We start from the raw sequence: 12,132 nt of genomic DNA on the forward strand, positions 1-12,132 counted from the left end.
GCTATCCTGAAATAGAAGATGAAAAAATAAAGGGATATGTAGCGTAGTTGAAGAAAATATATTATAATAAAAAATTGTGATAAAAACCTATATTTTACGTTTAGACTTTAATTTTTCAGAATAAACTAGGGATAGGATTTAAGAAATGACATGTAATTACGTTAAATCGACAAAATCTATACAAGAAAACGCACATTATGGAAGGATTCGCAGAAGGGATGTAGAATACAGAAATATGCAAAACATCAATATGGTATGAGTTGATGCAGATGCATATACTGTGAAGGCTGACAATTGTGCGAGTTGGAACGAAATTTCATGTCAAAATTTTGTTTGTCACATCGTATGCTCATCGTTTAAGGAAGTAGCGAGGGAATTTGGATCTATGTAGATACTGAATAAGCAAAAGTTGATTTCTTTATATGTATCAACATGCAAAAAACAGATCTCGTGATCACATAGGATATGGTGCTTGCTAGTCTTCTTGTGAAAAAGTGCATATGTATTGTCTCCATGAGGTACATTTGTAATAGATGAGCAAATGGATACAATTTTATATAGTAGGTACGTATCTGCGAAGTTACGCAGAAAAGGGTCTGCAAAATCGCTTGATAACGTGATCGACAACATTTTTTAATAAGTTTAGAAAAAATATTGTCGAATTATAAAGGAATTTTTTAATTTATATCGAATACAAAATACGACACGGAGATGGAGTTATGGGGAACAGAATTCCTGAAGAAGTTGTTGAACAAATTCGGACATCATCCGATATTGTCGAAGTGATTGGTGAATACGTTCAACTTAGAAAACAGGGACGTAACTATTTCGGCCTTTGTCCGTTTCATGGTGAGAATTCTCCTTCATTCTCTGTTTCATCTGACAAGCAAATTTTTCATTGCTTCGGATGTGGAGAAGGTGGAAATGTATTTTCCTTTCTAATGAAAATGGAAGGACTGGCTTTTACCGAAGCTGTTCAAAAGTTAGGTGAAAGAAATGGAATTGCGGTTGCAGAGTATACATCAGGGCAAGGACAACAAGAAGACATATCTGATGACACTGTCATCATGCAACAGGCTCATGAACTTTTAAAAAAGTATTATCATCATTTATTAGTAAATACAGAAGAAGGAAATGAAGCACTTTCGTATTTGTTAAAACGTGGTATTACAAAAGAGATGATTGAGAAGTTTGAAATTGGTTATGCGTCACCTGCTTGGGATGCAGCAACGAAAATTTTACAAAAAAGAGGTTTATCGTTGTCTAGTATGGAACAAGCTGGTCTTCTCATAAGAAGCGAGAAGGATGGTAGTCATTATGATCGCTTCCGTGGAAGAGTTATGTTTCCAATCTATACGTTACAAGGTAAAGTGATAGCGTTTAGTGGAAGGGCGTTAGGAGATGACACTCCGAAATATTTAAATAGCCCAGAAACACCAATTTTTCACAAAAGTAAATTGTTGTATAACTTCCATCAAGCAAGGCCGTTTATTAGAAAACGTGGGCAAGTGGTCCTTTTTGAAGGGTATGCCGACGTACTAGCTGCGGTAAAAAGTGGTGTGGAAGAAGCTGTTGCGACAATGGGAACAGCTTTAACTGAAGAACAAGCAAAACTTCTGCGACGTAACGTTGAAACTGTTGTTCTTTGCTATGATGGTGATAAAGCAGGGCGAGAAGCGACGATGAAAGCAGGGCAATTATTGTTGCAAGTTGGTTGCCAAGTGAAAGTTACATCCTTGCCAGATAAGCTTGATCCTGATGAATATGTGCAACAATATGGGACAACTGCTTTTGAAAATCTTGTGAAATCAAGTATAAGTTTTGTTGGTTTTAAAATAAATCATTTGCGTTTAGGGAAAAATTTGCAAGATGAGTCGGGCAAAGAAGAGTATGTGAAAAGTGTTTTAAAAGAGTTATCGTTGTTACAGGATGCGATGCAGGCAGAATCATATTTGAAGTCATTATCGCAAGAATTTTCGTATTCAATGGAAACACTTTTGAATCAATTGCACCAATATCGCAAAGAACAAAAGGTACAACAAAAACAAGTAAAGCAGGTTTCTAAACCGTCTCAAATTGTTCAAGCAAAACCGAAGTTAACAGGTTTTGAAAGGGCTGAAAGAGAAATTATTTACCATATGTTGCAAAGTCCAGAAGTGGCCGTTCGTATGGAATCCCACATAGAAGATTTTCATACAGAAGAACATAAAGGGATTTTATATGAACTATACGCATATTATGAAAAGGGAAATGAACCTTCAGTCGGAACATTTTTAAGTTGGCTCTCTGATGAAAAGTTGAAAAATATTATTACTGATATTTCGACGGATGAATTTATTAATCCAGAATACACAGAAGAAGTGTTACAAGGCCATTTGGAGACGCTTAGACGTCATCAAGAAAAACTTGAAAAGATGGAAATCATCTTCAAGATAAAACAAATGGAAAAGACAGATCCTGTAGAGGCTGCTAAATATTATGTAGCATATTTACAAAATCAAAAAGCGAGAAAATAGCTTTTTTGATAAATTTTTAGTATAATGAATGTTTGTATCTCGCGTAAGGAGGGGAACAGATGGCTGACAAACCAGCTCGTTCTAAACAAATTGAAACTGAAATGACCCTTGAGCAAGTGAAAGAACAACTCACTGAGCTCGGAAAAAAACGTGGCGTTCTTACATATGAAGAGATTGCAGAACGCATGAATGGATTTGAAATTGAATCCGATCAAATGGATGAATACTATGAATATTTAGGTGAACAAGGGATCGACTTAGTTGGCGACAATGACAACGACGAAGGCCCTAATAATCGCCAAATAGCAAAATCGGAAGAAGAATTCGACCTCAATGATTTAAGCGTACCACCAGGGGTTAAAATCAACGATCCTGTTCGTATGTATTTAAAAGAAATTGGTCGTGTAGATTTACTATCTGCAGAAGAAGAAATTCGACTTGCAACGCGTATTGAAGAAGGCGATGAAGAAGCGAAACGTCGTCTTGCAGAAGCAAACTTACGTCTTGTAGTAAGTATTGCAAAGCGCTACGTGGGCCGTGGTATGCTTTTCTTAGACTTAATTCAAGAAGGGAATATGGGTCTAATTAAAGCGGTTGAAAAGTTCGATTATCGTAAAGGTTTCAAATTTAGTACGTATGCAACTTGGTGGATTCGCCAAGCAATTACACGTGCGATTGCAGACCAAGCAAGAACAATTCGTATCCCAGTTCATATGGTTGAAACGATTAATAAGTTAATTCGTGTACAACGTCAATTATTACAAGATTTAGGACGTGAACCATCTCCTGAAGAGATTGGTGAAGAAATGGATCTTGCTCCAGAAAAAGTACGTGAAATCTTAAAAATTGCACAGGAGCCAGTTTCTCTTGAAACACCGATTGGTGAAGAAGATGACTCCCATTTAGGTGATTTCATTGAAGACCAAGAAGCAACATCGCCTGCGGACCATGCAGCGTATGAATTGCTAAAAGAACAATTAGAAGATGTGTTAGATACACTAACAGATCGTGAAGAAAATGTTCTACGTCTTCGTTTTGGTTTAGATGATGGACGAACTCGTACGCTTGAAGAAGTTGGGAAAGTATTCGGCGTAACGAGAGAACGTATCCGTCAAATTGAAGCAAAAGCACTACGTAAATTGAGACATCCAAGCCGTAGTAAGCGCCTTAAGGATTTCTTAGAATAGGCTACCTTTAAGTTTACTTCACTTTTGTGAAGTAAACTTTTTTATTTTGTTAATTTTTGTTAAACTTTAGCTGTCAGCAACGATTACAATTTCTTGTAATTTATTTTACAGAATTGTCTTTTGATTTGCAAATGCTCATTTTTCGATTTTTCGATTAATTTTGTTTATTCTATACAAAAATATATGTAGAAAAGTGAAAAATATGATGAGAAACGTTAATAATTATCGAAATAATAAGCGATATAACAATAAAAAACAATAAACTGAATTTATGGAATATTTTTAACGATTAGTAGTTTACTCTTTTCTGATAGAGCGTTTTCAAGTACAATGGAAATGACTGAATCATCTAACTATTTAGGGGTATAGAGGGGGGAGAAGAGATATGAAACGTAATCCGCTGATTCCGTTCGCTCTTATTGCAGCATTGGGTATTATCGTTATGTTTGTATTTTCATTTCAGGGGCTAAATAAATCTAAAGAGTTAGCTGATGCAAAAAATGGCGGGAAACCAGCACAAACAGCATCCAAGCCAGAGGATATTGTGAAGCAAAGCTGTACGAGCTGCCACGGTGATCAGTTACAAGGGGCGGTAGGACCTAATTTACAAAAAATTGGTGGGAAACTTTCAAAGGATGAAATTAAAGAAATTCTTTCGAAAGGAAAAGGCAATATGCCTGCCAATATAGTTCCAGCTGATCAAGCCGCTAAAGTAGCTGATTGGTTATCAAAGAAAAAATAAAGTTCCGTATGACAAGCCTTTTGCTTAAGCAAAAGGCTTGTTTTTCTATATTTTCTAAAATACGATGAATGATAGAGAAGTGAATTGTTGTTATAGGCTTGCAACAACTACTATAAATTCATTATCATGGAGACAGACTGACAAGAGAAGGAGTAATGGAAATACATGAATGAAGTAAAGCTTTCAAAACGATTAGAAGAAGTTGTGCGTGAAATACCAGTAGGATCTACAGTTGCTGATATTGGATCGGATCATGCTTATTTACCGTGTTATACAATTATAAATAATATTGCTACTAAAGCAGTTGCTGGAGAGGTTGTAGATGGACCATTTCGCTCTGCGCAGGCAACTGTAGCTGAAAGTGGCTTACAAGATAAAGTAGATGTGCGTAAAGGGAATGGATTAGCTGTTATCGCGCCAGGAGAAGTAGATGTAATTACGGTTGCCGGAATGGGCGGAGCGTTAATTCGTGATATTTTAGAAAGTGGTAAAGAAAAATTAGAAGGTGTAACACGTTTAATTTTACAGCCGAATATTGCAGCGCATCACATTCGTGAATGGTTTATTGAGAATGGATGGGAGCTTATCCATGAAAAAATCGTAAAAGAAGATGGGAAAATTTACGAGATTTTAGTAGGGGAGCGAGGAAATATCACGGTTCCTTACTCTGAAAATAAACAGGCTGAATTATTTATGGGACCATTTTTAATGAAAGAAAAAAGTGAAGCTTTCGTTGAAAAGTGGGAAGGAGAATTAAAAAACTTCCAAAATATTTTAAAACAGTTAGAACGTGCGGCTGATTCTGAAGAAACAAAAGCGAAGCGTGCGGAAGTAGAAGCGAAAATGAAAATGATAGGGGAGGTTTTATCATGAGTAAAATTCCAAATGGCCATGAAATTATTTCGTTATTTGAAAGTATGTATCCGAAGCATTTGGCGATGGAAGGAGATAAGATTGGGCTGCAGATTGGAGCGCTTAATAAACCCGTGCAGCACGTATTAATTGCGTTAGATGTAACGGAAGAAGTTGTGGATGAAGCAATTCAATTAGGAGCGAATGTCATTATTGCGCATCACCCTTTAATTTTTAACCCGCTAAAAGCGATCCATACAGATAAGGCGTATGGGAAAATTATTGAAAAGTGTATTAAAAATGATATTGCAATCTATGCAGCACATACAAATGTGGATGTTGCTAAGGGCGGGGTAAATGATTTACTTGCTGAGGCGTTAGGATTGCAAAATACAGAAGTTTTGGCACCGACATATGCAGAAGAAATGAAAAAAATTGTTGTGTTTGTGCCTGAAACTCATGCAGAAGAAGTACGAAAAGCATTAGGAGACACAGGTGCTGGTCATATCGGCAATTATAGTCACTGTACGTTTAATAGCGAGGGTACAGGTACCTTTGTACCTCAAGAGGGGACAAATCCTTATATCGGGGAAACTGGACAGTTAGAGCGCGTAGAAGAAGTGCGAATCGAAACGATTATTCCAGCTTCACTACAACGAAAAGTGATTAAAGCAATGGTAACAGCACATCCATATGAAGAAGTAGCCTATGATGTGTATCCACTTGATAACAAAGGTGAAACGTTAGGGCTTGGAAAAATAGGGTATTTACAAGAAGAAATGACACTTGGACAGTTTGCAGAACATGTAAAGCAATCGTTAGATGTAAAGGGTGCGCGAGTTGTTGGGAAATTAGATGATAGAGTGCGCAAAGTAGCTGTACTTGGTGGCGATGGTAACAAATATATCAATCAAGCTAAATTTAAAGGTGCGGATGTATATGTAACAGGTGACATGTATTATCACGTGGCTCATGATGCGATGATGCTCGGTTTAAATATCGTCGACCCAGGACATAACGTTGAAAAGGTAATGAAGCAAGGTGTACAAAAGCAATTACAAGAAAAAGCAGATGCAAAGAAACTGAATGTACATATTCATGCTTCGCAATTACATACAGATCCATTTACATTTGTATAAGAAAAATAAAAACCGTTGCTCATATAGGCAACGGTTTTTATTATTGTTCTTTTTTCACTTTTACACGAGGTAATATTTTTTGTAACGGTACTTTTCGAACTCTTTCCCATGTAGCAGGATTCATTGGGTCATATTGCTCTAAGAAAGCGATAACCTCTTTTGTAATTGGTGTTGGAGTAGAAGCGCCTGCTGTAACAGCTACGTTCTCGACACCTTGTAGCCATTCTAATTTGATTTCACTTACGTCTGCAACGCGGTATGCTTTCGTACCAGCGATTTCTTGTGATACTTGTGCTAAACGGTTTGAGTTATTACTTTTCGGATCACCGACAACAATTGTTAAGTCTGCAACATCAGCTTGTTTGGCAACCGCTTCTTGGCGAACTTGAGTTGCTAAACAAATTTCCTTATGGAATTCTGCTGTTGGGAATTTCTTCTGAATGTCCTCCATTAAATGTTGAACATCCCATTGACTCATCGTTGTTTGATTTGTAACTAAAATTTTATCCGTTGGAATTTCTAATGTCTTTAAATCATCGGCTCTTTCGATAAGATGAACGATATCAGGTGCGATACCAACTGCGCCTTCTGGTTCTGGATGATTTTTTTTGCCGATATAAATGACATGGTAACCTTCAGCTTTCTTTGCTTCAATAAGGTCATGTGTTTTTGTAACATCTGGGCAAGTGGCATCAATTGTTGTTAAACCTTTTTCTTTTGCACGTTGTTTAACTTCTGGAGAAACACCGTGTGCAGTGAAAATAACAGTACCAGAATCGATTTTATCCAAAATGTCTAATCGACTTGGACCATCTAATGTGATGATGCCATCTTCTTCGAATGCATCTGTTACATGTTTGTTGTGAACAATCATACCTAAAATATAAATAGGTCTTGGTAATGATGTATCTAATGCGGCGTTACGTGCAATAACCATCGCGTCCACAACACCGTAGCAATAACCACGAGGGGAAATTTTAACAATTTTCATATGAGTAATCCTCTCCTTCTAAACAAGGGATACTTTTGTGCATAGTCTTTTACATTATAAAGGAGGAGTGGATAGAAAACAAAGGATTGTTACACATATAGTTTTGGTTTTGTTGCTATTTTTTGAACAGGCTCCTCTCGTACTTCTTTTTCTATGACTGGCTCAATCACCATTTTTTTTCTTTTTCTTTTTTTGGATGGAGGATGTGGAGTTGCTACCTCAACCTTTTCTGTTACGTCTTCAGTTTGATCTTCGGTTGGATTTTCTTCCGTACTTTTTCCAGAGGTGAGAATTTTAACAATGCTTGGTAGGTTACGCATAATGGGACCGTACTGTTCGACGACAGGGCTTACAGATTGAACGACTTGTGATACTTTTTCGATATTATTTATCATAGTAGTTGGATTCGAAATTAAATTCGAAAAAAAACTACCGATGCCGCTACTTGATGTGGCTGTAGTTGCTGCACCGCCGCGCGTGTCATTTGATTCATACATTTGAGGAGGGATCATTTGCTCGGGATGCTGCTGCATGTATGGTTGATATTGCTGTTGATATTGCTGCGGGTATTGGTGTTGGTATTGTTGCTGATATTGCTGTCGATATTGAGGTGGCGGTTGCTGGTGCATCATTGGCGGTCCTTCTATTTGTCGATAAGGCGGAACCATTTGCATGTAAGGTTCGGTTGGGTCGTGTTTTTTAAAGAGTTTAGCAAGAAAACCTTTCTTTTTTTGTGCCATCGGTGGTAGTTGTGGAATTGGATATGGTGTATAAGGTTGCTGCCCTGGATTCGGATACATTTGTCTCATGGGGGATTTTGGAAACATGTGAGAAATCCTCCTTTCTTCAGTTAGGTATATACACATACAATATGCAATAAGAGGGAAGAAGGTTAGTTTTTGAAGTAAAAACCTAAACTAAAGATGGATTTTACTTGTAGATTTCGATATAATGTAGACTTGACTGATTTGTGCGCGCAGTAGAAATTTAGAAAGAAGGTGTAACTTATGACACAACAAACTTTTACACAGTATGATTTTAAACCATTTTTAATAGATGCAGTTCGTGAACTACGCTTTACAGAGCCGACAGGAATTCAACAGAAAATTTTCCCGGTCGTGAAAAAAGGTGTAAGTGTAATTGGACAATCCCAAACAGGTTCTGGGAAAACACATGCATACTTACTTCCTACATTGAACAGAATTAACCCAGGTCGTGAAGAAGTACAACTTGTTATTACAGCGCCTACTCGTGAGTTAGCACAACAAATTTACGAAGAAATCGTGAAATTAACAAAGTTCTGTGCGGAAGATCAAATGATTACAGCACGTTGTTTAATTGGTGGAACTGATAAACAACGATCAATTGAGAAGTTGAAAAAACAACCTCATATTGTAGTTGGAACGCCAGGACGTATTAAAGACTTAGTAGAAGAACAAGCACTGTTTGTTCATAAAGCAAATACGATTATTGTCGATGAAGCAGACTTAATGCTTGATATGGGATTCATTCATGATGTAGACAAGATTGCAGCACGCATGCCTAAAAACTTGCAAATGTTAGTTTTCTCTGCAACAATTCCTCAAAAACTAAAACCGTTTCTGAAGAAATACATGGAGAATCCAGAGCATATTCATATCAATCCAAAACAAGTTGCGGCTGGAAATATTGAGCATTATTTAGTGCCTTCTAAACATCGTAACAAAATCGATTTAGTGAAAAGAATGTTACTACAATTTAAACCGTATTTAGCAGTTGTTTTCACGAATACGAAGAAAATGGCAGATCAAGTTGCTGACGGATTAACGGAACGCGGCTTAAAAGTTGGACGAATTCACGGAGATTTATCACCTCGTGATCGTAAAAAAATGATGAAACAAATTCGTGACCTTGAATTCCAATATATTGTTGCAACTGATTTAGCAGCACGTGGTATTGATATTGAAGGAATTAGTCATGTTATTAATTATGAACTTCCATCAGATTTAGATTTCTTCGTTCACCGTGTTGGAAGAACAGCACGCGCAGGCTATTCAGGTATTGCAGTGACGATTTATGATCCAGCAAACGAAGAAGCGTTAGATAGTTTAGAAAAACAACGTCATATCGAGTTTAAACATGTAGATTTACGCGGAGATGAGTGGGTGGATTTAGGTGAACGTCGTCGTCGTAAGAGCCGTAAAAAACCAAATGATGAACTTGATGTTATGGCAACGAAAGTTGTTAAAAAACCGAAAAAAGTAAAACCAAACTATAAACGTAAACTTGCAACAGAACGTGACAAAGTGAAAAGAAAATATAGCAATAAAAAAAGATAAGGGATTTCCCTTATCTTTTTTTATCCCGCTATTTACGGGGATAATAATCAGTGGAGAATGGAAAAAAACAATTCACTACATATTTCTACAAATTATGCTATCATTATATCTATTGTATATTGAAGAGGTGATTGTATGTTAAAGATTGGATCTCATGTTTCTATGAGTGGTAAGAAAATGTTATTAGCAGCAAGTGAAGAGGCTGTTTCATACGGTGCAACGACGTTTATGATTTATACAGGTGCACCGCAAAATACAAGAAGAAAACCAATTGAAGAATTGAACATAGAAGCAGGAAGAAAACATATGGAACAAAACGGTATCGAAGAGATTATCGTACATGCGCCATATATTATTAATGTTGGAAATACAACGAAGCCAGAAACATTCCAATTAGGTGTAGATTTCCTTCGTATGGAAATTGAGAGAACATCAGCATTAGGTGTGGCGAAACAAATCGTTCTTCACCCAGGTGCGCACGTTGGTGCAGGGGCAGACGCTGGTATTCAACAAATTATTAAAGGACTGAATGAAGTATTAACGCCAGATCAGACGGTGAACATTGCGTTAGAAACGATGGCAGGAAAAGGAACAGAATGCGGCCGTAGCTTTGAAGAAATTGCAAAAATTATTGATGGTGTAAAATATAATGAAAAACTATCCGTATGCTTTGATACATGCCATACGCACGATGCAGGATATGACATTGTAAATGACTTTGATGGTGTATTAAACGAATTTGATAAGATTGTTGGTATCGATCGTTTACAAGTACTTCATATTAATGATAGTAAAAATGTACGCGGCGCAGGAAAAGACCGTCATGAAAATATCGGTTTCGGTCATATTGGCTATAAAGCGTTGCATCATATTGTGCATCATCCGCAGTTAACGCACGTACCAAAAATTCTGGAAACGCCATATGTAGGTGAAGATAAAAAAGATAAGAAGCCACCGTATAAATTAGAAATCGAAATGCTGAAAAATGGTACTTTTGATGAAGGACTTCTTGAGAAAATTAAAGCGCAATAAGCAATAAGGAGGGGAATATCCCCTCCTTATTTTAGTAGTTGCTGAAATAAAGTATTTACTTGTTGGGCAGTAGCGGGCGAGGTTACTTGAGCTATTTGTTTTAAGAGCGCTAGTCGTTCGTCATTATCGTAAATGTTAATATTCTTTCCTTTCATAAGTCCAACAATTTGATCAGCTTGTGCAGTCGTAATTGGAACGTCATATTCTTTACTATATTTCAATAATTCCTTTGTAGAAATATGATTTAATTTTTTATTTACAAGTTGTTTAATGAGGTTCATCGAGTTATCCTCCTTCACACGTTCTTCTATCGAAATATATGAGTACGTAGCTTGTACATATTCGTATAGAGTTTCTTTTTTCATGAGAAAAAGAAGCGTATGTTATAATATAAGGACAAAACTATAGAAAAAGAGTATAGGGAGGACTTATGGAGCAAAAGCAACATCGAAAAGAAAGTGTTATCCATCTTATTTATCGTTTAGTTATGATTATTTTTGGGGCAGCATGCGCAGCGGTAGCAATTGAATTATTTTTAATGCCAAATAAAATTATTGACGGTGGAATTATTGGTATTTCTCTTATATTAGATTATCTTACTCCTAATATTTGGTGGTTAAGTTTTTCTACTTTGGTCGTTATTCTCAATATCCCATTTATGTATTCGGGTTATAAGCAAATCGGAAAAACGTTCATGCTATCTTCGGCGTTCGGTATTGTAGCTTTAGCGTTTATTGAATCAACGTTACATGCTGTGCCGCCATTTACAACAGAGCCAATTTTAGCTACAGTGTTTGGTGGTCTTATTTTAGGTCTTGGTGTAGGGCTCGTTATTCGTCATGGTGGATCAATGGACGGAACAGAAATTATGGGTATTTTATTAACGAAGAAATTACCTTTCTCCGTTGGCGAATTTGTAATGTTTGTGAACTTATTTATTTTTGCATGGGCAGCATTTGTATTTGGTGTTGAACAAGCGATGTATTCTGTTATGACGTACTACATTGCATTCAAAACAATTGATACAGTCATTCAAGGTTTAGATGAAACGAAAGCTGTTTTAATTGTATCAGATCAATATGAGGAAGTATCAAATGCGATTTTACATCGTCTTGGTCGTGGAACTACAAAGCTTGTAGCGAAAGGCGGTTACACGGATAAAGAAAAAGAAGTGATTTATGCAGTTGTAACACGTCTAGAAGTGACAAAGCTAAAATCAATTGTGTATGAAATTGATGCGAATGCGTTTGTTACGATTATGAGTACACAAGAGACAAATGGTGGTAAGTTTAAATCAGCCATTCACTAAAAAATTATTTATAATATCTTTTGAAAGCAGAGAATTTTTCTCTGCT

The 12,132-nt window shown here is 36.6% G+C and carries 11 protein-coding genes; 8 read left to right on the forward strand and 3 right to left on the reverse strand.

Translation table 11 applies throughout. The features are described 5' to 3' along the window. Positions 1-719 precede the first annotated feature (719 nt). The 5 genes from dnaG to LMD38_RS05535 all read left to right on the forward strand — a co-directional run bounded on the left by dnaG (position 720) and on the right by LMD38_RS05535 (position 6,436). The gene (dnaG, locus tag LMD38_RS05515) at positions 720-2,516 is read left to right on the forward strand and encodes a DNA primase (RefSeq protein ID WP_000528214.1); all 1,797 of its coding nucleotides are present in this window, start codon (positions 720-722) and stop codon (positions 2,514-2,516) included. A 59-nt stretch (positions 2,517-2,575) separates the two neighbouring features. Then, entirely contained in the window at positions 2,576-3,703 is a 1,128-nt protein-coding gene (gene rpoD / locus LMD38_RS05520; RefSeq protein WP_000764060.1) for an RNA polymerase sigma factor RpoD, read from the forward strand. 385 nt (positions 3,704-4,088) lie between these two features. Next, positions 4,089-4,445, forward strand: a complete 357-nt coding sequence (gene cccA, locus LMD38_RS05525; RefSeq protein ID WP_000828141.1) for a cytochrome c550 — start codon at positions 4,089-4,091, stop codon at positions 4,443-4,445. A 165-nt stretch (positions 4,446-4,610) separates the two neighbouring features. After that, positions 4,611-5,318 (forward strand): tRNA (adenine(22)-N(1))-methyltransferase, encoded by a 708-nt coding sequence (locus LMD38_RS05530; protein ID WP_001006540.1) that lies wholly within the window; start codon positions 4,611-4,613, stop codon positions 5,316-5,318. Beyond that, a complete protein-coding gene (locus LMD38_RS05535) occupies positions 5,315-6,436 on the forward strand; it encodes a Nif3-like dinuclear metal center hexameric protein (RefSeq protein WP_062821271.1) in 1,122 nt (373 codons plus the stop codon). Before LMD38_RS05530 ends, LMD38_RS05535 begins: the two co-directional genes overlap by 4 nt. Positions 6,437-6,476: 40 nt before the next feature. Here the strand turns inward: LMD38_RS05535 and LMD38_RS05540 are convergent, their stop codons facing one another. Together LMD38_RS05540 and vrrA are read right to left on the reverse strand one after the other, a co-directional pair. Next, complete coding sequence (locus tag LMD38_RS05540; RefSeq protein ID WP_000706669.1) at positions 6,477-7,427, reverse strand: 4-hydroxy-3-methylbut-2-enyl diphosphate reductase; 951 nt, start codon at positions 7,425-7,427, stop codon at positions 6,477-6,479. Positions 7,428-7,516: 89 nt separating this feature from the next. Then, complete coding sequence (gene vrrA / locus LMD38_RS05545; protein ID WP_062821272.1) at positions 7,517-8,254, reverse strand: VrrA/YqfQ family protein; 738 nt, start codon at positions 8,252-8,254, stop codon at positions 7,517-7,519. 180 nt (positions 8,255-8,434) lie between these two features. On the opposite strand from vrrA, the gene LMD38_RS05550 reads away from it, so the two are divergent. Both LMD38_RS05550 and LMD38_RS05555 read left to right on the forward strand, forming a co-directional pair. Further along, positions 8,435-9,745, forward strand: a complete 1,311-nt coding sequence (locus LMD38_RS05550) for a DEAD/DEAH box helicase (protein ID WP_000194029.1) — start codon at positions 8,435-8,437, stop codon at positions 9,743-9,745. A gap of 135 nt (positions 9,746-9,880) precedes the next feature. Further along, on the forward strand, positions 9,881-10,777 hold the full coding sequence (locus LMD38_RS05555; protein WP_000912466.1) for a deoxyribonuclease IV: 897 nt from the start codon (positions 9,881-9,883) through the stop codon (positions 10,775-10,777). 26 nt (positions 10,778-10,803) lie between these two features. Here the strand turns inward: LMD38_RS05555 and LMD38_RS05560 are convergent, their stop codons facing one another. Further along, entirely contained in the window at positions 10,804-11,058 is a 255-nt protein-coding gene (locus LMD38_RS05560) for a DUF2624 domain-containing protein (RefSeq protein ID WP_001048963.1), read from the reverse strand. A 149-nt stretch (positions 11,059-11,207) separates the two neighbouring features. Here LMD38_RS05560 and LMD38_RS05565 point away from each other — a divergent pair, with 149 nt between their 5' ends. Further along, positions 11,208-12,086, forward strand: coding sequence for a YitT family protein (locus LMD38_RS05565; protein ID WP_000435958.1), 879 nt, complete (start codon positions 11,208-11,210; stop codon positions 12,084-12,086). Positions 12,087-12,132 lie beyond the last annotated feature (46 nt).

This window comes from Bacillus pacificus (genome assembly GCF_020861345.1).
GTDB classification, from domain to species: Bacteria; Bacillota; Bacilli; order Bacillales; family Bacillaceae_G; genus Bacillus_A; species Bacillus_A pacificus.